The sequence below is a fragment of the Neobacillus sp. CF12 genome (assembly GCF_030348765.1).
Classification (GTDB): domain Bacteria; phylum Bacillota; class Bacilli; order Bacillales; family Cytobacillaceae; genus Neobacillus.
In genome coordinates this window covers 4,535,313-4,560,912 of sequence record NZ_JAUCEU010000007.1, presented here as the reverse complement: position 1 = coordinate 4,560,912, position 25,600 = coordinate 4,535,313, and the positions used below count along the sequence as shown (strand labels likewise).

Sequence of the window (25,600 nt, the reverse complement as noted above, 5' to 3'; positions counted from 1 at the left end):
TCCCTACCTGCATGTTTTTTTATCTTGCTACTATTCAATGACGTATTTCCTTTAATTTATTCTTTTTTAAAAAAGGTAATTTTGTTTCTGAAATAATGATCGCACAAAGGATAAGGATAGCACCTAATACCATTTTTATCGTCATTACTTCATTCAATATAGCAACGGAAAAGACCATTCCCCAAAATGCTTCTGTTGAAAGAATAATCGCTGCTTTTGTTTCGGTTATCATTTTTTGAGCAACAGTTTGCAAGAGATAAGCAATCGTTGTTGAAAAAACACCTAGATAAAGAAGAGAGAACAAACCTTCCGTTTCGATAACAACCGATGTTTCTCCTTTAAAAACAACCACAAGGCTTCCGATTACTGCAGCTGTCAGCATTTGGATGAGCGTTAAGGAAACAGGATCTGAATCTTTTACATATTTTGCTGTATAAAATATATGGAATGCGAATCCAAAAGCACAGCCCAGTGTCAGCAAATCCCCGATATTAATGTCAGCGGAGAGTTTAAGTGATAAGATGCCAACACCGACCATTGCTAGGATGGCGCCCACTAATTCATACATATCAATTTTTCGTTTATACATGACAAAGGCAATAAAAGGGACAATCACAACATTCACTGCCGTTAAAAAGGCATTTTTTGAAGGTGTTGTATATTGAAGGCCCACCGTTTGCAACGCAAAGGCCAGGTATAAGAAGATCCCCAATACAGCCCCTTTTATAATCGTACTTTTGTTAATATTTTTCAGTCTTTTATGGAAAATTATGCTTAAAATGATAGTTCCTATTATAAACCTTCCTGCCAAAATCTGATAGGGAGTAAAGTGCTCCAAAGAGATGCTACTAGCAACAAATCCACTCCCCCATATTATCGCCGTAATCGTAAGGGCTATTTCCCCCATATACTTTTGCATTTAATCACCCCTTAACTTATCTTCTAATAGCAGCAGAAATACACTAGATGTCCATGTAAAGGATGTATCAACCAATCCTTTTCCAGTTAGTGGATCGAAGTTTTCCGCCATCCCGCCTATGAGCGTGAGGTCTAAAAACTTATCTCTTAGACGATTTCCAGCCTCTTCGTATCCATTACTTTTTAAAGCATGGATAAAGAGATAGGTAACAGGAGCCCAAATAGGACCGAGCCAATATCCATTTTCCTGATATAACTCACTTGTTACACTTTCAGTTGCCAAGCCATACTTTGTTTCATAATTTGCTTCTAGGTCAGACACTAAGGTGTCCATGATGTCTTTATCCAAGCGATAACCAATGATGACTGGCAACCTTAGTATTAAACTAGTTCTAATACTGATTTTCTCTCCATTTTTACCAACGCGGCCATAAAAACCATCATCGTCATATAGTCTTTCAAGTAACAGGGCAAGAATGGAGTCTGCTTTATTCTTAAACTGTGCAGCCTCTTCCTTTTCACCCAAAATTTCAGCAAAGGAGGTGAGGATATCATAGGAACGTATTAAAAAACTTGCAAGATCAGGTGCTTCCACTGGCATTCCCTCATGAAATAACGAAGCATTATCCCAGCCGGAATCATTTCCATGTTTATAGTGTGGCAGCCTTCCCTGAAAGGTGCGATAGTCATCAAAATAGTTCATTACCTTTTTAGTAGACTCATAAACTGCTCTTAATCGCTGTGTGTCTTTAAAGTAATCATTTTTTTCCATAAGTTGCTCATAGACATAAGCAAAAATTGGCGGCTTAACACAATTGTAGGAAATGAATTTATCATTTACGAAATCTGGATAAGCGCCCGAAACATCTTGAGTGTCCATAAAAATCTTAAATTGAGCGTAGGCAAGTTCCGGATAGTGTTCACCTAAATTTAAAGCGTTAAAGCAATTATCCCACGACCAAATATTATACATCCACAGTTTTGACATATACATCGCATAGTCTTTAAGGATTCCATCCGGATGAACAACACTTGACCATGTAATATAGGAAGCCCTCTCCAAGGAAGGCAGATATTCCGCTTGTTGATATCCCTTTTTCATGGAATCGAACCATTCTTTGTATAGCACCTCAACCTGTTCTTTTCCTTGGCTAAAAGGAGGATAATCCTTTTTTTGATAAACGGTACGATAACTCTCGATAACAAAATGGCCATTTTTCAAACGCATATCAATAAAATCGTTCCCAATGATATTCCAAGGTGCCCGGACAGTCATTTCACCATTTAGGTTGATGATCATTAATTTTAATTCCTTCGGATAGATGTGGTATTCATACATGCCATCTTCCAATTCCATTAATGAATCATATTTTCCTTTTGTCGCTTTTAACCTAAGTTCTGCATCTTGTACCTCAATATGGAGTTCATCTTCTTCAGGAATGATGATTTCCGCCACACATTCCGATTGGCCCTTTAAATAGAAGGACAGGGATACCTCTGAAGCACGTACTTCGTATTCCTGTTCGACCCCATCCTTAACGATATCTAGTTGAAAAAGCTTGGATGGTGCGTCATCCCCTCCATGCACGTCTCGAATATAAACAGCATCCTTTTCTTGTGAAACACAAAAATAGGAGCCAAATCTGGAAAATGGTATTTCTTTAATATCTAAATTCATCCTATTTCTCCCAGTCATTTTATAGTCTGCTGCTAAATTTCAAATAAGCAGGGTTTCCCCTGCCTTTGAAATTTTATCTAACTCGGAAGTACTTGCTTTCTTCTACAAGATCATCCTTTTGAACGCTCCTAATTTCCAGCCCGATTTCAAAATCTTCTATTCCTACTCTATAGGCTGGCAGCTGTTCTTCACCACAGCTATTACTTCCAAGACCGCTTTGTCGATAATCGATGGTTAACACATTGAATGGAGATTTCTTAATTTTTCCTCGGTGTGTCGCATCTTCTAATGCACTTGTTTCATAGTCATGGATGGTAAAATCCCTGATTTCTTTAAAATTAAAGAGGATGGACTGATCCCCTTTCGTTACCGCTAAGAAAGAAGTATCACATCTTGACCCATTTTCCTGTGGATAAACATAATCCGTGTGCATTTCCTCGACTTGCTTATGATAAAGGCCAATGCTTTGGCTTCTTTTACTATCCTGATAACTCTCCGAATCGCCTCTGCCATACCATGTTACATCATTATACTCTTTGTTTACATGCATCGTAATTCCAATTCTCGGCAGCATTTCAGGAACTTCTTTCCCTCTAATAATCTTACTGCCTTTTAGTTGAAGATTAAAAGCCCCTGCCTGCGTGATTCGATACTGGTAATACACTTCAAAGCCCCATGCCTGATTCACACTGGATAAATATTTTCTAATTTCAATATCTACATAACCTTCGTGCTCTTGATAAGTGAAGGATGCTAGTTGTTCCTTTGCATTTTTCAAGAAGTACTTATTGGTCCAATCGTCTTTCTTATACATATCATTGTCAATGGCAGCTCTCCACAGTGTGAGTTCAGGCCCCTTTTCAATAATCTCTTCGCCATTTAGTTGATGGGAGACAAGAACACCATGAAATTTTGAAAAAATAGTTTTAAACGTATCATTTTCAAGAATGAGTTGTGTTCGAGTCTCTTCTATTGTGATGCTTTCATGAATATCTTGGCTTTCTGGCAGTACCATTTTCTTCACCTTTGTTGCTTCCAGTAAGAAACTCTCAGTGGTGATAGGATGACCTTCACTTGCATAAAGAGTTCTCTTTGGCTCTGAATAACTAAGTTTGATGCGTACATCATCGTAATGTAGGGCCTTTTCAAGATTAATTGGCAGTGACAATTCTATTTCCCCCTGTGCATGAATAGATGGGAGATTAATATTCTTTTCTTCTATTAAATGAGTATAGGATTCTACCTTAATGTTTAACTGAATTCCTTCAAGATTTCTAAAATCATATCTATTTTTTATTCTAATCTTACGTTGAGTGAGGTCAATAGCCTGTGTTACAATCGGTTCAATTACCTTTTTGTACTCAATCAGCCCAGGTGATGGTGTCCGGTCTGGGAATACGAGTCCATCAATACAGAAGTTTCCGTTCGTAGGGAAATCTCCATAATTACCGCCATATAGATAATAGATGTTTCCATCTTCGTCTACACTTTCAATACCATGGTCATACCATTCCCATACAAATCCACCTTGTAAACGCGGGTATTTCCTCATCACATCTTGATATTCTGTCAGCCCGCCAGGTCCATTTCCCATCGCATGGCCATATTCACATAAGATATGGGGCTTTTTCCCTTCGGAATCCTGCCCGATTTCTTCAAGTGCCTTTAATCTCGTGTACATCGTAGTATACATGTCACTATAGGCAGCATGAAAATCTCCCTCATAATGTACCAATCTAGTAGAATCAATTTCTTTTATCGCCTGATACATCGCTGTGAAGTTTCTGCCCTGACCAGATTCATTTCCTAGGGACCAAATAATAACGCTGGGATGATTTCGGTCTCTCTTCACCATTCTCACGGCACGATCTACATACTGCTTTTCCCACAACTCATTATCGCTGATCCAGTTATAATTCCCTGTGTTTTCAAAGCCATGGCACTCAAGATCGGCTTCATCAATCACATACAGTCCATATTCATCACAAAGATCATAAAAAACATCATTATTTGGATAATGGGCAGTTCTAACAGCATTGATATTATGCTGTTTCATTAAGATAACATCCTGAAGCATATCTTCGTAGGTTACGGTTCTGCCCATTCTCGGATTAAAATCATGTCGATTTACACCATTAAAAAAGATTCTTTTTCCGTTCACTCTCATTTGGTTGTCAATGATATCGATTGATCTTACACCAAATCGCAATGGAACAATTTCCTTTTCTCCATCTGTTAACCGATACTCCAAAACAGCGAAATAGAGATTTGGTTCTTCTGCATTCCATAATAGTGGATCTACCATTTTTCTTAACACTTGGAATTCGCCATTAATCACTTCTACAGGGAAGGAATCTATCTCTTTCTTACCGTGAACAAGCTTCACATTTGCTGAATGTATTTCACTTGTGAGAAACTGACCAGTTAATTTTAACGTAAAATCTTTAAAATCTGCATCCGGCAATGTTTCAATGAAGACATCTTGAAGCGTATCTTTGTTTACTCGATAGAGTTCCACACTTCTAAAGATCCCTGACAGCCACCACATATCCTGGTCTTCTAAGTAGGTTCCATCTGAAAACTGATAAACTCTAACGGTAAATCTATTTTTTCCATTTCGAACGTACTCGGTAAGATCAAATTCAGATGGCATTCTCGACCCTTTACTGTAGCCGGCATGATGGCCATTCACATAGAGATCAAAGGCCGAATCCACCCCGTTAAATTTAACGATGATTTTTTCTTCTTCCTTTATATCTTCCAAATAAACTTCTTTAAAATAGATGCCTGTTGGATTATCTTGTGGCACAAATGGCGGATTAATCGGATAAGGATATAATACATCTGTATAGTGCATATTCCCATATCCCTTTAATTGCCAACATGATGGCACAACAATATCATCCAAATCTTTAATATTGAATTCTTCTGTTTCAAAATTTACTGGTGAAAATTCTGGTGCTTCCAAGAAGAGAAACTTCCACTCACCATCAAGTGACGTATATCCCTTACTATTTTCCTTTTTATAGTGTAATGCCTCATCAAATGCACGGTATCTGTAAAAATCAGTATGTGCTGGGAGCCTATTTAGTGCCGTAAGATGGATATTTTCCCATCTCTTCATTTCACGTTGCATGTTTTCTTCCTCCGAACTTTATTACTTGATTGAACCGCTAATTCCTTCGACAATATATTTCTGCGCAAAGGCAAAAACGATTACTGGCGGAATGATCATAACAAGCGTCATTGCCATAATAGGAATAATTTGAAGTTCATGTACGCCTTGGAATGATGCTAAACCAAGCGCCATCGTATATTTGGATTGATCATTTAAATAAATAAGTGGTCCTAAGTAGTCATTCCAAACCAAAATAATATTTAATACAGCAATCAAGGTTAAAGGTGCCTTCATAATTGGCAGAAAAATTTTATAAAAGATTTGGAACTCGTTTGCTCCATCAATTCTTGCTGCATTTTCTAAATCTTTAGGAATGTTCATTAAAAACTGCCTTAGCAAAAAGATATTATAAGCTGAGCCGAAAAAGGCAGGGACGATCAGTGGTTTTAACGTATTAATCCAGCCAAACATGTTAAATTCCATATAAAGTGGAATCATCGTAACATCCCACGGAATCATCATCGTTGATAAAAGCAGGATAAAGAGAATGTTTTTAAATTTAAAGTCATATCTTGCAAATCCATACGCAACTAAGGAACAAGATATGAGTTGACCGATTGTCGTTAACACTGTAACAATCATCGAATTCTTAAAATATGTTCCAAAGGGCTGGCTATTCCAGGCATCCATAAAATTACTAAACAATGGGACATCTGGGACAAACTTAGGTGGAAAGCTAAATACTTCTGTTTCGGATTTAAGTGCCGTAATGAATGCCCATATAAACGGAAATAGAAAATAAAGAGAAAAGAGGACAAGAATGCTGTAAACAATGATTTTATGTTTTCGTGTTATCTTCATTTTCTTTTCCTTCCTTTTCTTTCCTTTTTCACTTCAGCCTCATAGAATACCCATGTAGAGGATGACTTAAAGATTAACATCGTCAATAGCAGGATGATGATAAACATAAACCAGGCATTTGCGCTGGCATAACCAAGTTCATGGTGTTTAAATGCATTGTTATAGACAAATAGTCCATAGAAATAAGTTGATTTTAATGGGCCGCCCCCGGTTAATAGCAACACTAATGTTAATTGCTGTAACGCCGCGATAACAGAAGTGATGACATTAAATAGGATGGTTGGTGTAATAGTAGGAATCGTGATACTAACAAATTGCCTAATCGGACCCGCTCCATCAATGGATGCTGCTTCATACATTTCATGTGGAATTCCTTTAATATCCGTATAAAAAATCAACATCATCGTCCCGACGCCCCAAGCACTTGCAACCACAATCGTTACAATGGCCCATTTGGGATCAATCAGCCAGTTTGGTCCTTCGATACCAAGCAAGGATAATATATAATTTAAAACTCCATACTCAGAGTTAAACATCCAACCCCATATAATGGACACAGCCACACCGGATACAACGGCCGGCAGATAGAAGATGGTCCTAAAGATCTTAATTCCTTTGATTGGCTGCGTGATAAGCAGTGCAAGCACCAATGCAACAAAGAGGTTTAATGGAACAAATATTAATGCAAATTTCAAAGTGATAATCAGCGAATCATAAAACTGAGGATCAGCCGTAAACATCTCCTTAAAATTACCTAATCCAATAAATTTCGCTTCGCCGGCAATCGGCCAATCAAACAAACTCATGATTAATGAAAAAACTAACGGTCCTAAAGTAAAAACGATAAAACCGATGATCCAGGGTAAAATAAATAAAAAGGGCACTCTTTTACGAACTAATGTGAATTTTTTTTGTTTGTTCTTTTTAGTAAACATATATTTCCCTCTTAATGGTTTGACCTTTTTGAATCACATAGTAAAAAACTTTTTAAAAAAATGAGAATATATCATGCTGCGATGATATATTCTCATTGGAGATCATTGGGCACTCTTACTTAGCGACACTATTTAAAGCTTCTTTAGGATCAACACGTGTACTAGGATTAAAGATTTGCTCAAACACTAAACTTAAATCCTCTGATAACTTACTCCAGTCCTCTGTTACAAAGGATGTCGGTGTATGGCCTTCACTTTGTTCTAGCATGTTGTAAAATACTTTTTTAATTGGATCTTCTTGGAGCTTTTCTGATTCAACTACACTTTTTAAAACTGGGAGTTCAAAGGATAGGCGGGCTTTATTTGCTTGTTCGCCTGTCCAAAATTCCATAAATTTAAAGGCAGCTTCTTTGTGTTTAGAATCCTTTGACATTGCAATACCAGAAGAACTCACGATACTTGCACTTGGATTGTCACCGAACGCAGGGATTTCAACAACACCATAGTTAATTCCAGCTTCTGTAAATGCAGAAAGGTACCAGGCACCGTTAATAAACATACCTACTTTGCCTGTTTTCATCTCGGTATCGCCCCAGCCTTCTGTGGTAATCGCAGAACCCTCTTCTAACATATCTTGGAACATAGTAAACGTTTCAATTGATTTTTTTGAATTCAAGTTTCCATCTAATTTCCCTTTACTATCTACATACGAAGAACCATTGCCCCATAAATACATCTCAAAATCATATGGGTCAGGTTGACCTGGGAAAGCAAAACCAGTAATTTTCTTTTCTTTATCCGTTAGTTTCTTGGCTGCTTCCTGTAAATCATCCCATGTCCAGCCAGCTTTTGGATACTCAAGTCCTGCTGCGTCAAATAAATCTTTATTATAGTAAACAACATGTGTGGTATAACCTACTGGAAGGCCGTAAATATCCTCGCCAACGGAGTTATAGTTCCATAACGCTTCATAAAAATTACCCTTGTACTCTTCCCCTCTATCTTCTATATAAGAATCAAGCGGTTCAAGCGCATCCTTGTATTGAGGGTAATTCCACATATACATGATATCGGGAGCATCTTTCGCACCAATACCTGCAGTAATCTTTGTATCATAGTCACCGCCGTACGCTTCTAAAACAACTTCGATATCACTATTTTTTGCGTTAAATTCATCAATTAATCCTTGCTGCAACTCAACATCGTCACCTACATCCCATGTTGCAAATCTTAACTTAACTTTGCCATCTTCTGCTTTATCACCCTTTGTATTTTCGGATGAACTGCAGGCTGATAAGAGCAGTGCTGCTACAATTGTAAAAAGGAATAAAAATTTCATCTTTGACGTCTTCATTCTAACCCTCCTAGTAGTTTATAGGATTATTATAATGGCAGTTTTACTAAAAGTAAATGCTTTCATTATATATTTTACTAAAAATATATTTGTATATTGGTAATAATTAGATTATTATAGTTTGGTAAAATTATACTGTAGTGATGCAGTGAAGAGTAGTATTAACATGATAATACTGGAAAATCAGTAGGTTAATAGGGATTACGCCCATAAAACCTACTGATTTTCGGTATAATTCTAATAAGATTTGTTGAGAATATTTTAGTAAAATCAGATAATAGTAGAGAGGGAATTTACCTTATATTATTCATGAGGGAAAAATGGATCAGCATAAAAAAGACAAATAAAAAAGACCAGCTATATGTATGCTGGTCTCCCTTTAGTTTTTACTGTTAGCGCTATAACCCAATGTTGATTCTCGCTGTACTAACTTAACACGCAAATCGTATTCGATTGTTTCGTTTTCAACTTTTTCTATTATATTTATTAATTTCGTTGTCACAGCAGCGCCAATATTGTAGGTCGGCTGTTCGATGGTACTTAGGGCAGGCTCAACGAACTCAGTTAATTTAATTCCATCAAAACCGATGATAGCAATATCCTTTGGAACCTCTTTGTTTAGCAGCTTCATTGATTTCAATGAACCGATGGCCATCAAATCATTGGCAAAGAAGATTCCATCAACCTCACCATGTTCCTTCAACAATTTTTCCGTCAATGCCTTGCCACTTTCTAAGGAAAAATCGCCTTCAAGAATAATCGGATCTTGTTCAGGACACTTTGCAGCTAGTGTATCCAAATAGCCCATTTTACGCTCAAAGGATGGAAGGAAGGAATGAGGTCCGCTAATATGAGCAATTCTTTTGCAGCCAATGTCGATTAAATGTTCTGTCGCGATTTTGGCGCCTTCATAATTATCTATCCAGACAACATTTAATGAGTTCATTTTTACAGCACGGTCAACACAGACAAATGGAATATTTAAACCCTCCAAAATAGCTAGGAAATTCTCATCCACCTCAAAAGAAGCCAAAATAAAACCATCGATATATCTTCGTTTAAAGTTTTCCCAAAACTCTTCAGCCTGCAATTCTGTTTCATCCGAATTAATTAATAAAAGACTGTAGCCTTTCGCTTTCGCTACTTTTTCTATCGCTCTCACCAAGTCCGGGAAAAATGGATTTGTCATATCCGGGATGATTAAAGCAATGGTGTTGGACTTTTTCTTCGCAAGTCCCCTGGCAATTTCATTTGGTTTATAATCAAGACGTGCCATAACCTCTTGTATCTTCTTTTGTGTATCTACGCTCATGTAGCTATTCTGATTAAGGTACCGAGAAACGGTCGCAACGGACACGCCTGCCTCTTTGGCAACATCACGGATGGTTACTTTGCTATTCTTCACAACTACTCGCTCCAATTGTTAAACTTATTCTAAAAAAAGGCTTGGATTATAGATATAATTTCTTTCATCATATCTTATATCCAAGCCTTTTGGTGTAATCTTTGTTAATTTATTTCTTTAATTTTCACAGTATGAATTCTACCTTCACCCTTCTCGTGACAGCCGAAACCGTACATGCCGTGAGAATAACGTGTGTCATTTGCCTGAATAACAACTTGATCATTGATAGAAAGTGACAGATTAGAACCTATACACTGCATTTTAAAGGTATAGGTTTTTCCATGCTCCCAGTCAAACGCTGCCGTTTTTAATACCTTTATCCCAAAATCATTCTGCTTCAACGAAACCTGACCATCACCATCAAAGCCAGCTAAATAATGACGTTCGGTCCCGATAGCGCGGAAAATTAAATGATGGCTCTTTCCAGAATCCGGGGTAATTTCAGCTTCCATGACATAATCCTTGGCATAATAATTCCCGCTATAAGAGGAACAATCTTCTTCTGTTTCATATTTCATCAAGTTATTTCCAAGCGTCCATTCCCCGTTATGGTGGGCAAAAGGAGTGATACACTTAAATTCAACTGATTGCTTTGCAAAATCGATGGAATAGTCCGCATTTCCGAAAATATGGAATTGATCGATAAAAAATCTTCCGAATGCACGATTGATTAAAATCGATGGACTTTCTACCAAGTACCCTACTTCATCAATGAGATCCCCATTTGTCTCTGGAATCGTAAATTGAATATCGTTCCAGCTTTGATTTTCCAAGATTACCGGTTGTAAGTATACGGATTCTTGGCTAAATGTTTTTCGAACGTACGGGGTAATAATGATGTCACTACCCTGAAACTTGTCTAAATAAATTTTCACGGCTACTGTTTGACCGCTATAAGCCGTTGGAGCGAATGTCGGCTTATATTTTTCATCATTAAATTCCTCACGTCTATAAAAAGGCTTGTAAAAAATTTTACTTTGATCACCTTCATACATGCGGTCAATGATCACTTCTAAAGAGCCTGGACGTTCAAAGCCTTGTTCATCACTATGCCGTAATAAGGTTTTAAAGCTGTTATCTGTTTTAAATCCATGAGTAGAACCAGGAAGAACAAAATCAAAATACACTTCGCCATTTTTAACACTATCCCCAAGCCACTCAGGTGCTTTCACACCATTTACTTTATAGCCAAGTAGCGTTAATTCCTTTGTAAACGTCGGAATATCGAATACATTTAAGTAACCAGATACACTTGAAGTAACGATCGCATCATTAATTGGCTTACGGTAATGCGCAGGGATTGCTTCGATTCCATGTAATACCCCTACAATCGTACCTACGTTTCCAGCATTACAGTCTGTATCCCATCCACACATGGTGGCAATTTCAATCGTTCTAGCAAAGCTGCCTTTTCCGTATAAAAGAGAAAGGATACAAACACCGGCATTCGGAATGATATGGCAGATACCCAGGTATTTGTCATACCCCCATTCGTCTTCAAGATATTGACGGCAAAGGCGGAAGTCATTTGGATTTTTCTCGTAAAAATCGATGACTGCCTTTACTACCTTCGTATATAACGAGTCGCTTGGAATGGTGCTAAGTCCCGCTTCGATTACTTCTTCAATCGTAGTGGCAGAGAAAGCCTTTGAAATACACGCTGCAATAAATCTTGCACCATATAATCCATTTCCATCATGTGATACACTTGCCGCCACTTCTGCATAATGGGCAGCTTTTTCGATTTGATTCGGAAATAATAATCCCCATGTATCAATGAAAATTTGACCGCCAATTTGTTCTGCCATAACAATTCCATTTGTCTCTGCCGCACCGGATAGAGGTGCAGGAATACCTTTTTTCAAATTGTTATAAGCGGTGTGTTCTGTACTAATCCCTTCGCCGCCCCACCAGAACATGCCAATTCCATTTCTGGAGTAATTTAACCACGCTCTGCCAACGTCCTCAGGCGTTAGTTCTCGGTCAATCGCATCATCGTATAGTGCGCGAATAAAATAGATAGGTCCGTTTGCGTCATCGTCTGCTGCAAAGGTTTTATAGTCTTTTACATAACCTGTAATTTCACCATAGAATTGATGAATTCTTTCAGGTGTCCATTCTGTAGGCTCCACGGGTGCTCCAAGTCGGATTCCGACATTCATCCCTAGAAAGCCAGCATATACTTTTTCCAAGTAATTCTCAGGAATCATTCTAACTCACTCCTTGCCTTAGCAGTTGTTTTCCAAGTATGCTTTTCTTTTCTCATTTATACGAATATCTTCAATAATGATGCTCTTTGCCACTTGTGCAAATGAATTGGATAATTCAACAAGGTTCATTTTATTGGTATCTTCTAATAGGTTAATATCTTCTTCGCGAATCACTTCAGAACCGTACATCGCTCCTAGAATAACCCCAATCATGACACCAATCGAATCTGTATCCCTGCCGGAATTTATTCCATCATAGATAGATTTGTAGAATTCGCCATCATTTAGAACGATAAAAGCAAGGGCCATTGGTAATTCTTCTATCGAAAATAACCGGCTTGGCGTGTAATGGTTAGAAGGAATTCCGATTTTCTCTATTTTTCGATGAACGTCATCTCCCATTGGAGAATATTTGGCAATAACGCTTTGGAAGGCAGTAATCACTTGGTCCATCGTGGCCTTTTCTGCACGAAGTGTTCTTGCCGCTTCCGTCATATCGATGATCGCCTGCTTGGTTCCATCCTTCGCAAAATAAATCGCTGTTTCAACAATCTCATCCACGGTAATGTTTTCTTCGAAGGCCTTGGCTACACAAGCAGCTAAGACCCCCGCAGCTTCCAATCCATAGCTGCTTTGATGACCCATCGCGAATAAGATCGCTTCGTCATAAGCAGCCTTTGGATTACCGGCATTCACAATCCCAATGGGAGAGATATACATGGCAGCACCACAGTTGATCATATTTCCAATGCCGCCTTCTCTCGGCTCACAGTTTGCTAATACATGACGCATGAAAATATATTTCTCCGGATAAAACAACCGGTCGATAATCAGACCCTCGCGTCCAAATTCAGGTATATAGGTTTTTTTATAGGAAATTTCTTTCACGAATTCATTCCCAAGATCGTAGGCATCCAGGTGTCGCTGTTCTTTCAAATAAACATGGATGAGAGCAGTTGTCATTAACGTATCATCTGTCACAATGCCATTCCCGCGCATTTTGCCAAGAGTTACTTCTTGTGGTGCATCCGCTTTATACCAGTTTGTTTTTAAAGATTCAACACGTCCGTACATTTCTTTAATTTGCTCGTAGCTTAATTTTTCAATTGTAGCCCCCATGGCATCACCTAAAGCCGTAGCTAAGATGACACCCTGAACACGTTCCTGAAATGAAATCATTGAAAGAACTCCTTACTTAATAGTTTTGTTTGCGTAGTCCGTTAATTCTTTACCACCGGCTTTTTCCCATTCCTTCACGAATGAATCAAAATCATCGATTGGACGTTTGCCAGTGATAATATCTGTTGCATATTCTTTATAAAGATTTTCCATTGCATCCCACTTAGACACATGCTCTTCAGGAATCATAAAACTGTTGTCTTCGCTGTAGAATTCCTTCGCTAATTCTTGTGATTTAACTGCTGGTTCGCTTAACAATGGAGTTTTTAAAGGCTGTTCTGTTTTAAGGTCCGTTGCTTCCCAATATCTTGCATACCATTCGCCATAATACTTGTCCGTTAATTCAATTTGGTTATCGACAATGTTATAGTGTTCACCTTCGAAGCCAAGACGGTCAAACATTTGTCCCTTCGGGCTTGCTAAGTAATCCAAAATCTTGAAAGCAATTTCTTTGTTTTCTGATTGAGAAGAAATCGCCATACCACGTGATTCTTTTGTAATATCTGTTGGTGCAAATCCTTGGAACTCACCTTTTGCAGGAGGAAGAACAACTAACTCTGCACTGTCACCATTTACTTGCTTCATTTTACCGTTATAAAGATCAACCACTTTACCATTTGTTCCAACAATTACACCTGTTTCACCATCATAAAATGCCTTTTCTTTTGTATCCCATTGCTTTGTTAGGTATTGTGGGTCTAGAATGCCATCTTTATATAATTGGTTATAGAATGCTAGCTTTTCTTTTTCCTTGTTTGATACTTTTGAATACTCGTACGTTCCGTCATCTTTTTTCAACCATGTTTGATTAATACCAAAAGCCATTTCAAACATGTAATCTAACTCAGTAATGTCTCCTGCAACGGATACACCATTTTTAGGTCCATTCGGAACCGCTAACAATTCCTTGAAAAACTTGTAGTAGTTATCTGTTGTTGGATTTGCGATAAATTCCTGAGCACTTGGTACTTGATTGAACCAATCTGCTCTTACAACAGGTGTTTTAGAATCTAGCGGCTTTACCCAAAGAAGATAAGGATAGTTCTCTAACCTTTTCTCGTTGTAAGGCTGCAAGAGATCCTTCAAATACTTTGAATCTTCAATATAAGGAGTTAAATCTTCTAACAAATTCTGTTCAGCAATCTGCTGGTCTCCACCTTGGAAGTAGATTAAATCAGGGATATCACCGCTGTATAGTAACAGATTTAGCTTTTCTGAATAATTCCCTTGCGGAACTTCAACCAGTTCAATATCAACATCAAGATTCTCATCTGCTTTTAAAGCCTTTTCCAAATTATCATAATACTTCACAGCAGCCGGATTAGAAGGACCATCATCCTTCATAACCAAACGAATCGTCGTTTTACCATCCTTATCGCCGCCCTTAGAATCCTTCGCAGAATCCTCAGAACATGCCGCCAAACCAAACGCCATAACCAAACTCATCGCAGAAACCATAAACTTCTTATTCTTCTTCATCTAACATTCCTCCTCAAAATCTGTTCATAATAGCAAAGCAATGTATAAAGATTGTGTATAAAATTGTGTATAAAAGCGTTAAAATGAATAAACGGTGCCTGTCACCTAGTCTTTTACGCCTCCCTCTAGCTGTCCTTTTGCGTAGAATTTAAGGATTAGCGGGTATAGGAGCAGCAGTGGGATGATGGATATGATTATGGTTCCGGCTTGCAGGGATCCAAAGTCTAGGGCTGCGATTTGGTCTGCGGTTAATATGCCTTGTGATCCCAGCATGGTTGTGTTGTCCTGTTGGACGACGAATTGTCGCAGCACGACTTGCAGCGGCCATTTATTTGGATCCGTTATATAGATGGTAGCCCGGAAGTATTCATTCCAATGATAGACTCCGTAAAATAAACCTAATGTTGCCAATGCTGGCTTGGATAATGGAAGCATGATTTTCGTGAAAATCCGAAAATGACCCGCTCCATCAATTCTTGCAGCCTCTAAAATACTATCAGGTACATCCTCAAAGAATCTCATAAGGATAAATAGATAGTAGACATTAACTGCTTTATATAGAATAAGAGAGGTGTAAGTATCTAATAAACCAAGGTCTTTCACGAGTAAATATTCTGGAATCAGACCTGGCTCAAACACCATTAATACAATCAGAAAGATGAGCACAATTCTTTTCCCAACAAAATTGGTTCGGGCTAACACGTAAGCCGCCATGGCTGTCAGCAATAGATTGATTAACGTTCCGACGATTGTGATAAAGAGCGAATTAAAAATACTTTTCACAATCAACGGATTTGAGAGCAGGATTTTATAATTAATCAACGTAAATCCTTCTGGGATAATACCCAATCCACTTAAGTTATGAACCTTTAGTGGATCAGATAATGACATGGCCAACAAATTCAAAATTGGCACTAACACCGAAAGTGACAATAAAAATAACAAGGTATAAACGATTACGGTAAACCAATTAAATTTCTTATTCATGTAAAGTCACCTCCATTACCAAACTCCCTTACCTGTAAACCGCTTGGAAATAAAATGAGTTCCAAGGATTAATACGACACCGATGGCCCCTTTAAACAAGCTTGCCGCCGTCGCATAGGCATATTGTCCATTCAAAATACCGATTCGGTATACATACGTGTCTAAAATATCAATTACACTAATGACGGAGTCATTTAGTAAGTTAAATACTTGGTCAAACCCTGCATTCATAAAGAAACCAAGGTTTAAGATAAATACGGTTACCACTGTTGTTGCTAAGGCAGGTAACGTAATGTATCTCATTTGCTGTAAATTTGAGGCTCCGTCCATCCGTGCTGCTTCATATAAAGAAGGACTAATTTTCATAATCGCTGCTAAATAAAGAATCGAATCCCAGCCAGCGGTACGCCACATTTCTGAAAATACCAGCACCCAGCGGATATGGCCCTTGCTCGTCATAAAATCTAGCGATGGCATTTGGAAGAAATTCCTCAGTACGTTGACACCGCCATCGACTGGATTTAATAAACTGATCCACACCCCTGCAATCACAACCCATGATAGGAAGTGGGGCAGGTAGACTACAGATTGAACATACCCTCTAAATTTTCCGTTCCGTACCTCATTGATTAATAAAGAGAGAATAATCGGAATCGGAAAAATAAACAGCATCTTCATCGAACTGATAATCACGGTATTTTTTAACACATCGAAAAAAGCTGGAGAACTAAACAGCACTTCGAAATGTTTCCATCCAACCCACTCATTATCACCAATGATTCGATAGTCCTCGAAGGCAAGCTTCATCCCAATCAGAGGGACTACATGAAAGGTAACAAAATAGATAATGGCAGGAAGAAGCATTACGTATAAGATCCAGTCTTTTTTAATTTGTTTCATCTTCGCCTTTACTTTCATGGCTAAGCCCCGCTTTCAATATTTGTTCTACCTCGTTCCTGTAAGGCATACCGGTTTGGGCTCCTTTTTTTGTAACCGATAATCCAGCTGCAACATTTCCAAAGTAGATACTCTCATAAAGACCTTTACCTTCAGAGATTCCAACAGCAAATGCACCAGAGAATGTGTCTCCTGCTCCTGTTGTGTCCACAGCATCCACTTTTATCACAGGAACGTCAATCTGTTTCTCATCATCAAAATAGGTAACCCCTTTAGTGCCGCGCGTAATAATTAATTTATTGGGATACTGTTTTAGGAGCGTTTCCATCGAATCTTCACTATCTAAGATCAATCCATATTCAAATTCATTTGGAGTCAAATAGGTAATCTGATTGATCAATTCTTCTTTTAATTTCAGCGCCGGTGCAGGATTTAGGATGATTGTTTTCCTATTTTCCGCTAATACCGGAACAATATGCTCCATCATTTCTAGTGGAGTTTCTAATTGAAAAAGAATAACATCATATTTTAACAGCTCAGCAGTTACGCTATTTATATAAGAAACATCGGTATGCATATTGGCTCCGGAAATGACTACAATCCGATTTTCACTGTCACAAAGTTCAATAAACGCAGCCCCGCTCGGATGATTCTCAATAGTATTAAGGTGAGATAAGTCAACTCTCTCCTTCTGCATTTTCCCCTTAATAATTTGTCCATTTTCATCATTACCAATGGAACCAAACAACGCGACATCTCCTCCTAAGCGGGAAGCGGCAACAGCCTGATTCGCGCCTTTCCCACCTAATGAAAGGAAGAAATGATTGCCTAGCACGGTCTCTCCTAGTTCTGGTAATCGGTCTGCTTCAATCACATAATCTATATTTATACTGCCAACGACTGCTATTTTCCCCATATTCATAACCACCTACTCTATCATGATCTTCATTAATGGAGCATGCTGCTGTGCACCATATACGTCTCGATCTCCGACCGTACCTGAAGAGGTTTTTCTAGCAATTGTAATTTTCACTCCAAGTGCCTGATCAAAGAATACGAGATGATGAACTTGATCTTCCGTAATATTGTAGAGCTTGCAAATTGTTTCAACAGAAATTTTTCCAGAATACTTTACACGATCGTAATTTTCCTTTGAATCAAACAAAATATCCAATGTTAACTCAAACGGTCCTGAATTTTTACTCCTTAATACCTTCGCTAGTTCAAAAAGTGAGGTCATCTTACATTTCCCCCTGCACATATTCGATTCTGAATGGATTTTCAGTGATTTCCATTAAGTGATAGATTGAGAATTCATAGACCGCTCCAAATTCAATATCACTTGGTGCGAATGGAAAAGCGAGATTTCCAGCTGTTGACTTTCGCTTATCATAGCCATAGTGCAAGAACGTAGATCGAACGGTTGCACAGATGGTATTCGCTAACTCCTGTGTTTTCGCAATAACTTCAAATAAAGCCCCAATTTCATGGCCTCGGAATGGTTCCGTTTCCATTTCTCCTAATACGGCATTCATTCCATAATTATAGAAATGAATCTCGTAATCCTCTGTATCAATCTCGGGGTAGTACTCTGTTACCTGTTCCTTAACCGCCTGTTGGATTTCCTCTATATTTTCGAGTAGAATCGGATCCCTTACACCGGCAATAACAAATGTCCGATACGCGACTCTTCTAGCACCTTCAAGCTTAATGAACATCTGCTCTGGTTTGGTTAACTTACTTTTCGTTACCTGGACGACACCATCTTCAATTTCGGTAAATTCACACTGGCTTAGATCAAGCTCAATCCCTGGCCCGTGCAAAAGATAGGGGTGTTCCTTCTCATAGAAAGTGTGTGCCGCTACTGTCATAGGTGTACATTTTCTAGCTGGATTTAATGATTTTACCGTAAAAGAATCCTCTTTAATGGTCCCTAATATACAATCCTTCGTGGTGCCTGGCACCGCACAAAGTGCACCGCATTCTAATATTTTCCCTAGATGGTAGGATAAAGCCTCATCCATCCCATGATAGATTCCAATTGCTGCGAATGGAGAAGGATCATAGGCTCTTCCGCAGATGATAATATCACTGTCATTATGTAACGCTTCTAAAATAGGCTCATGCCCCATTTGCGCTACAATACTTCCTGTCTCTTGGATCATTTCATTGGAAAGCGATGGGATATTGGCGCTTAATGGTTTAATCTTCCCTTGATTATTAGCTTCAATAATTTCTTCCTGTGTAAAATCAGCCCAAATGACGGCAATCTTTGCCTGAAGACCATTTTCTGCTAAGATTTCGTTCACGATATCCAGCGTCCACTCTACATGTGGTCTAGCACCCGCTCCGCCTGCAGAACCAATAATAATCGGAATATTTCTTGGTACTCCGTTTTTCAAAATGATTTCTAAATCCTTTTTTGTTGCTCGTCTGCTGACAATCGATACTCCTGCACCGAGTTTGTGAGGACCTGCATCCGTAGAACCTGCATCAACAACAATTCCGTGAATTTCCTCTTCCATTCCCCTTAGAAAAGAACTAGCAGGATAACCATATCCTAATATTCCACAAGGCGATAAAATGCGGATTTCTTTATTCATATTGCATGACCTCTTTTACTGAGTTATTTATCATTGAAAAATTAGATAAGAGTTAATAGATGAAATTAATGTGTAACCGGTTTCATATAGTGCAAAAATAATAGCCGTAATGGCTATAAATTTCACTGTTATATGTGTAACCGGTTTCATATTTTCATAGTAACACACTTTTTTTTATCTTCCAACAGTAAATTTCGTTTTTTCGTCATTTTTTTCGAAAAATTATTTCACTATAACGAAGTACGTAACTTACTGCAAATGAAATAGAGCAAAAGTCCGCATGAATTTAACAAGTTGAACATATACACCAAAAGGGAGATTTATAATCCAGTTGCAATCTTTTGAATGAAAGGATGAAAATATATGACGGTTTTAGAAGTGAAAAATTTACAAAAGTCATTCGGGTCCATCTGTGCGGTTAAGAACATTAGCTTCTCTGTCGAAGCAGGAGAAGTATTCACCATCATTGGACCTAATGGTGCTGGAAAAACAACTACACTTGAGATGATTGAAGGACTGGTTACACCTGACCATGGCGAAATCCATTTTGGAGATATGAACTGGCGCCAGCATGGTGTTGCCATTAAGATGAAGATCGGTGTTCAGCCTCAATCAAGTGCGATGTTTGATTTACTAACCCCTGAAGAAAATTTAGATCTTTTTGCCACGTTTTACGAAAAGGCCAGGCCTTCAGGAGAAATTCTAGAACTCATCAACCTAACCGAACATCGTAAAAATCAGGTCAAAAAACTATCAGGCGGGCAGCGCCAGCGGCTTGCGATTGGACTGGCGATGATCAGTGATCCCGATATTATCTTTCTTGACGAACCAACAACGGGTCTTGATCCGCAGGCACGCCGTCATATATGGGATATTATCCTCGAACTAAAGAAGTTAGGCAAAACGACTATTTTAACTACACATTATATGGAAGAAGCAGAAAAATTAAGTGATCGTGTATGTATTGTGGACCAAGGAAACATCGTGACCATTGATACCCCTTCCGCCCTCATTGAAAAACTAACCAAAGAAAGGGAAGTTCGATTATCCTTCCTAGACGGAGAAAATGCTGCCCAAGAGGGTGCTATTTTCGCGGACAATCTTAACTCTGTAGCTCGTACTGAACGTGATGGTGCAGTATTAAAACTTTGGACGATTAAACCGGAGGATACACTTTTAGATTTGTTTAAATTTACAAAAGAAAAGGAATTTCAGGTGGAACAGGTTTCCATTCGTGAAATGAGTCTCGAAGATGTCTTTATTGCTTTTACCGGTAAGGAATGGAGGGATTAACTTGAACAATTTTAACCAGTTCAAAAAAATGTTCTCTGCACAATTAAAATTGACCCTTCGTGAAAAGCAAGCATGGTTCTGGGGCATCTTTTTCCCGGTCATCTTAATGGTTATCTTTATGGTTATTTTTAGTGGAAGTTCAGATGATGAATTTCAATCAGAAATAGCAATTGTCTCAGAAAATTCGAATCCGACATCTGAAATGCTGTTAACACAAATCACTCAACTGTCCATCCTTGATGTGAAAACAGGTGAGCCAGTAAGTCGAGATACCGCCGAACAATGGGTGAAGGACCAGGAAGTGGATGCGGCAATTGTCCTGCCTGAATCAGCAAATGACACCTCGTTCGTACTTGTGGTAAACAAGGAAGATGAGCGAGGGGTAACCACTCAAGCATTATCTGCCATTCTTGACAAAATGGTTCAACAAGCAAACCTTTCAGCTGTTGGTGCAGTGCCTACCTTTGATATTGAATTTGAATCACTTACATCTGGAAGTAATGAATTAAATTATACAGACTTCCTATTAACAGGGATGATCGCTTTATCAATCGCTCAAGGCGGCATGTTTGGAATGGTGGATTTAGTAGAAATGCGACGTAAAGGATTAATTAAAAGACTGCGGATGACGCCTGCAAAAATGGGAATCTTTGGCCTAAGTGATATGGTGATGAGACTGTTGTTCAGCGTTATTCAAATCCTGCTCTTATCGCTAATTGGAGTTTTTATCTTTGGGGCAAATCTGTTTATCAATTTTCCAAGCCTTATCATTGTCTTTTTAATAGGAGCGCTTTCCTTCAATGCTCTAGGGTACTTCTTTTCTTCCTTCAGTACTTCACAAAATGCGTATATGGGAGTGGCCAACATTGTTAGCTTCCTTATGATGTTTTTAAGCGGGGTTTTCTTCCCGATTGAAACGATGCCGGATTGGCTCCAGCCGATATCCAACCTCCTTCCCCTCACCTATTTTGCCGAGGGCTTAAGGGATAGTATGGTTTATGAAACAGGTCTGTTCTCAAGTACACTCTGGTTTGGAATTGGTGTATTGGTCATTTGGGGAGCAATCTCCTTTATCATTGGCTCTTGGTTGTATAAAAGGAAATCGATTGTCGCTTCTAGATAAGAAAAAGGAAGGGAAATCCCCTTCCTTTTATGTCGAAATTCATGAAAATCCTACGGTTGTGAAAAATATCGCCAAGCCAACTAACAGGATTATCAGTAAATATCCAATAATACTTAGAATGGTAATAATCCAGCCTACCAACTTCCGATCTGTCTTAATTAAATATATACCTAGGGCAATCGCACCAAATACGAAACCAAGAACTCCCCAAAGGATAGGATTTTTACCATGCTTTCGGGAATCAATTACTAAATAAATTGTGAGGATAATATTTAAAGCTAGACCAAAGAAACCTTCCAAAACGCCATCTCCCTAAAATTAAAATCTATTATTAAAAGTATACCAAAAAAAAGCATATCTTTGACATATTACTGCCAAAAATATGCTTTTACATTTATCCGACTTGTTCTACTTTTTCCTGCTCTATCTTTCCTCGTTTATGATATCCCTTTCCATAATAGAAAGCTGTTAAAATCCCAAGCCATAGAGGTCCAACGATTAAAGCGATTCTTGTATCTGGGAAGATTGCCATTAACCCTACTACTAGAAGTAAGAATGCTAATGAAACGTAGGATGTGAATGGGAATAACGGCATTTTATATTTTAAACCGCTCAATTGACTTGGCGTTAAGCCCTTACGATACTTGATTTGTGATAATAAAATCATCGACCATGTCCATATCGCACCAAACGTCGAAATCGCTGTTACCCATGTAAAAACCTTTGCTGGTACAAGATAGTTAAGAACAACACCGACTAAGAGAGCACCCGCTGTTACCAACACTGCTAAACTAGGAACACCATTCTTATTTAATTTCCCTAATCCCTTAGGTGCCTCATCATTTTCAGCCAAATTAAATAGCATACGTGCTGTACTGAAAATACCACCGTTGCAGGAAGAAAGTGCAGCTGTTAAGACAACAAAGTTAATGATTCCTGCTGCTGCAGGGATTCCAAGCTTATCAAACGTCAGTACGAACGGACTTCCTTGTGCGCCGATTTCAGTCCATGGATAAATGGACATGATGACAAACAATGCTCCTACATAGAAAATAAGAATACGCCAAAAAACAGAATCAATCGCTCTTGAGAGTGTTTTCTCAGGATTCTTTACTTCTCCGGCAGTAATACCAATCATCTCAATACCTAAGAAAGCAAACATAACCATTTGTAAGGACATTAAAACTCCGGTAATACCATTGGGAAGAATTCCGCCGTTCTCCCAAAGATTGCTGATACCCGTGGCAATCCCGCCATTACCAATACCCAAAACAATCATCCCAATACCACTAACAATCATGAAGATAATGGTGACAATCTTTATTAACGCAAACCAAAATTCAAGTTCCCCGTATGCTTTAACATGTAGAAAATTGACGGAAGCCATGATGACCAAGGCTGCCAATGCCCAAATCCACCGAGGTACACTTGGGAACCAATACTCCATGTAGATTCCTGCTGCAGTAATCTCCGCCATACAAGTTACGACCCATAAGAACCAATAGTTCCATCCTGTTAAGAAACCAGGCAATGCTCCTAAATAATCGCGGGCATATTGACTGAAAGAACCAGCAACTGGTTTTTGAATTGCCATCTCACCAAGTGCCCTCATAATAAAGAACATGATCATACCTGCAAATGCATAACCCAGAATAATACCTGGTCCCGCAAGCTTAATTGCAGTTGCTGATCCTAGAAACAACCCTACCCCAATGGCTGCTCCCAGTGACATAAGCGTAATATGTCTTTCTTCTAAACCTCTTTGTAATTGATTTTGATTTTTTTGCATCGTCTACCCCCTATTTAGTTGAAATCTCCTATTTCCCTTTTTCACTAAAAAAGATACAATATTATTCGAATAAAACCTACTGTTTATATTTAAATAATATCCTCCTATTCTTTTTCTAAATGATAGCGTTTACAATGGCTTCTAAGAAGCTAAAAGTTAAAACTTTGTGAAATTAATATAACATATCTGTGAACGATTTATATTGTGGAATAAAGACAAATCTATTAAAAGAATATTGTTTTAAATGACAAATACGTTACATAGTGCACAATCTCATTGATAGAGGTGGTAGTTTTGATAAATAATGATCCGTTTCGCGCAAGTTTTGATAGTCTAGAAGAATTTGCTGATATGGTAAGTGAAGTCTTACATTGTCCGATAACCATAGAAGATGCAAATCATCGTCTCCTTGCCTACAGTACCCATGATGATCGAACCGACCCCGCACGGATTGCCACGATCATTGGCCGCCGCGTACCGGAAAAAGTGATTAATTCCTTATGGAAGGAAGGGGTCATTCCTGCCTTGTTAAACAGCACTGAGCCTGTAAGGGTTAAGACGGTGGATGAGATCGGGCTAGGAAATCGAGTCGCCGTTTCGATTTGGAAGAACGATGAAGTGCTCGGCTTCATTTGGGCGTTGGAGATCGATAAAACATTAGGCGACGAAGAAATGAACTGTTTAAAGCGAGCGGCGGACGCAACAAAAAATAAACTGATTCAACTGCAGAACCGTAAAAATAAAAAAGAAGAGCAATATCAAGAATTTTTCTGGCAGCTGTTAACGAGTCATCTTTCTTCCACTGAAGAAATCACTCGCAAGTTTCAAGCCATGCAAATTTCTCCACCCACACTATTTGGTATTGCCGTTTTTCAGTTTTCAAAGGAATTAGGAAGAGACGATGAAAAGCATATAGCCTACCTCTTAAAAACGATTCAACTGCCAAAGATATTGCTGCACACGATTGACCATCAACAATTAATCTTGTTTATTTCACTTGATTGTATCGAGCAGCCAGTCAATAAACTAAATGCATTTTGTGAGCTTTTTGTTGCAAAAATGAAGGAACGATTTGGAATTGAATCAATCATTCAGGGCTACAGCAGTGTTTATAGTCAATTAGGAAAAGTGGAAAAGGCCTACAAAGAAGCAGGTACCGTCCTATCAATTAAAAGAAAATTCCCAGGAGAAGCAAAAGAAATCCATGGCTACCAAAGCTTAGGAATCTATAAGTATATTGATGTTTTGATAGATAAAGCAGGTACAGACCAGAACGAAAACTATTCTTTGAAGAGGCTTCAAGAGTATGATAGAAAAAATAACACCGATCTTGTCGAAACATTAGAAGTTTTTTTAAACAAAGACAGCAATGTCCATGAAGCTGCAAATCACTTAAATGTACACACCAACACACTAAACTACCGACTCAAACGTATATCAGAAATTGGTGAAATCAATCTAAAAGATCCCAACCAAAAAATAACCCTCTACCTTGACCTAAAACTTGAGAAGTTCAAAAAATAGCGGTGCCTAATAGTCGTGCCTGTCATCTTGGTGACAGGCACAGTCTGTTTGAAAATTTCAACAAAATGAAATTTTATTTTTTTATTATGTAAGCCTTGTCATTTTTCCTTTTATAGCAAGGTCTTTGTGAACGTTTTGTGTAAATCCACAAATTGAGTTGTGCTATTTCTGTTTTCTAAACAATGAAAATTTGTTTTGAAGGGATTATTCTAAAGTCAGAAAAAATCATGAAAGACTTCTAAGGGGG

Annotated in this window: 20 protein-coding genes; 3 read left to right on the top strand and 17 right to left on the bottom strand. The window is 38.4% G+C overall.

The window, feature by feature from the left end; translation table 11 throughout:
* Positions 1 to 34: 34 nt before the first annotated feature.
* The 15 genes from QUG14_RS21655 to QUG14_RS21585 form a co-directional block, all read right to left on the bottom strand.
* A complete protein-coding gene (locus tag QUG14_RS21655; protein WP_289342504.1) occupies positions 35 to 919 on the bottom strand; it encodes a DMT family transporter in 885 nt (294 codons plus the stop codon).
* Entirely contained in the window at positions 920 to 2,596 is a 1,677-nt protein-coding gene (locus QUG14_RS21650; protein ID WP_289342502.1) for an amylo-alpha-1,6-glucosidase, read from the bottom strand.
* A gap of 73 nt (positions 2,597 to 2,669) precedes the next feature.
* A complete protein-coding gene (locus QUG14_RS21645; protein ID WP_289342501.1) occupies positions 2,670 to 5,732 on the bottom strand; it encodes a glycoside hydrolase family 2 TIM barrel-domain containing protein in 3,063 nt (1,020 codons plus the stop codon).
* Positions 5,733 to 5,753: 21 nt separating this feature from the next.
* Positions 5,754 to 6,575: a carbohydrate ABC transporter permease gene (locus tag QUG14_RS21640; RefSeq protein ID WP_179156710.1), complete on the bottom strand. Its 822-nt coding sequence runs from the start codon at positions 6,573 to 6,575 to the stop codon at positions 5,754 to 5,756.
* Positions 6,572 to 7,510: a carbohydrate ABC transporter permease gene (locus QUG14_RS21635; RefSeq protein ID WP_289342499.1), complete on the bottom strand. Its 939-nt coding sequence runs from the start codon at positions 7,508 to 7,510 to the stop codon at positions 6,572 to 6,574. Before QUG14_RS21635 ends, QUG14_RS21640 begins: the two co-directional genes overlap by 4 nt.
* Before the next feature lie 115 nt (positions 7,511 to 7,625).
* Positions 7,626 to 8,864 (bottom strand): ABC transporter substrate-binding protein, encoded by a 1,239-nt coding sequence (locus tag QUG14_RS21630; RefSeq protein ID WP_289342497.1) that lies wholly within the window; start codon positions 8,862 to 8,864, stop codon positions 7,626 to 7,628.
* A gap of 379 nt (positions 8,865 to 9,243) precedes the next feature.
* Positions 9,244 to 10,269 carry a LacI family DNA-binding transcriptional regulator gene (locus tag QUG14_RS21625; protein WP_289342495.1) on the bottom strand — a complete coding sequence of 342 codons (1,026 nt, stop codon included), beginning with the start codon at positions 10,267 to 10,269 and terminating at the stop codon, positions 9,244 to 9,246.
* A gap of 104 nt (positions 10,270 to 10,373) precedes the next feature.
* Positions 10,374 to 12,479 (bottom strand): ADP-ribosylglycohydrolase family protein, encoded by a 2,106-nt coding sequence (locus QUG14_RS21620; protein ID WP_289342494.1) that lies wholly within the window; start codon positions 12,477 to 12,479, stop codon positions 10,374 to 10,376.
* An 18-nt stretch (positions 12,480 to 12,497) separates the two neighbouring features.
* On the bottom strand, positions 12,498 to 13,658 hold the full coding sequence (locus QUG14_RS21615; protein ID WP_289342493.1) for an ADP-ribosylglycohydrolase family protein: 1,161 nt from the start codon (positions 13,656 to 13,658) through the stop codon (positions 12,498 to 12,500).
* A gap of 12 nt (positions 13,659 to 13,670) precedes the next feature.
* Entirely contained in the window at positions 13,671 to 15,137 is a 1,467-nt protein-coding gene (locus QUG14_RS21610; protein WP_289342491.1) for an extracellular solute-binding protein, read from the bottom strand.
* Positions 15,138 to 15,242: 105 nt separating this feature from the next.
* The gene (locus QUG14_RS21605; RefSeq protein ID WP_289342490.1) at positions 15,243 to 16,124 is read right to left on the bottom strand and encodes a carbohydrate ABC transporter permease; all 882 of its coding nucleotides are present in this window, start codon (positions 16,122 to 16,124) and stop codon (positions 15,243 to 15,245) included.
* A gap of 15 nt (positions 16,125 to 16,139) precedes the next feature.
* Positions 16,140 to 17,042 (bottom strand): ABC transporter permease, encoded by a 903-nt coding sequence (locus QUG14_RS21600; protein ID WP_289342488.1) that lies wholly within the window; start codon positions 17,040 to 17,042, stop codon positions 16,140 to 16,142.
* Positions 17,011 to 17,937 (bottom strand): ribokinase, encoded by a 927-nt coding sequence (rbsK, locus tag QUG14_RS21595; protein WP_289342487.1) that lies wholly within the window; start codon positions 17,935 to 17,937, stop codon positions 17,011 to 17,013. The genes QUG14_RS21600 and rbsK overlap by 32 nt, the downstream gene beginning before the upstream one ends.
* Before the next feature lie 12 nt (positions 17,938 to 17,949).
* Positions 17,950 to 18,261, bottom strand: coding sequence for a DUF4387 domain-containing protein (locus tag QUG14_RS21590; RefSeq protein ID WP_289342486.1), 312 nt, complete (start codon positions 18,259 to 18,261; stop codon positions 17,950 to 17,952).
* Between the two features lies 1 nt (position 18,262).
* On the bottom strand, positions 18,263 to 19,624 hold the full coding sequence (locus QUG14_RS21585) for an acyclic terpene utilization AtuA family protein (protein ID WP_289342485.1): 1,362 nt from the start codon (positions 19,622 to 19,624) through the stop codon (positions 18,263 to 18,265).
* A gap of 363 nt (positions 19,625 to 19,987) precedes the next feature.
* Here QUG14_RS21585 and QUG14_RS21580 point away from each other — a divergent pair, with 363 nt between their 5' ends.
* Positions 19,988 to 20,917, top strand: a complete 930-nt coding sequence (locus QUG14_RS21580; protein WP_289342484.1) for an ABC transporter ATP-binding protein — start codon at positions 19,988 to 19,990, stop codon at positions 20,915 to 20,917.
* Position 20,918: 1 nt separating this feature from the next.
* On the top strand, positions 20,919 to 22,040 hold the full coding sequence (locus tag QUG14_RS21575) for an ABC transporter permease (RefSeq protein WP_289342483.1): 1,122 nt from the start codon (positions 20,919 to 20,921) through the stop codon (positions 22,038 to 22,040).
* 39 nt (positions 22,041 to 22,079) lie between these two features.
* Here the strand turns inward: QUG14_RS21575 and QUG14_RS21570 are convergent, their stop codons facing one another.
* Positions 22,080 to 22,340: a hypothetical protein gene (locus tag QUG14_RS21570; RefSeq protein ID WP_289342482.1), complete on the bottom strand. Its 261-nt coding sequence runs from the start codon at positions 22,338 to 22,340 to the stop codon at positions 22,080 to 22,082.
* A 94-nt stretch (positions 22,341 to 22,434) separates the two neighbouring features.
* Positions 22,435 to 23,829, bottom strand: coding sequence for an amino acid permease (locus QUG14_RS21565; protein WP_289342481.1), 1,395 nt, complete (start codon positions 23,827 to 23,829; stop codon positions 22,435 to 22,437).
* Between the two features lie 297 nt (positions 23,830 to 24,126).
* Between QUG14_RS21565 and QUG14_RS21560 the strand changes: the two genes are divergently transcribed.
* A complete protein-coding gene (locus QUG14_RS21560) occupies positions 24,127 to 25,353 on the top strand; it encodes a PucR family transcriptional regulator (protein WP_289344205.1) in 1,227 nt (408 codons plus the stop codon).
* The last annotated feature ends 247 nt before the right edge of the window (positions 25,354 to 25,600 follow it).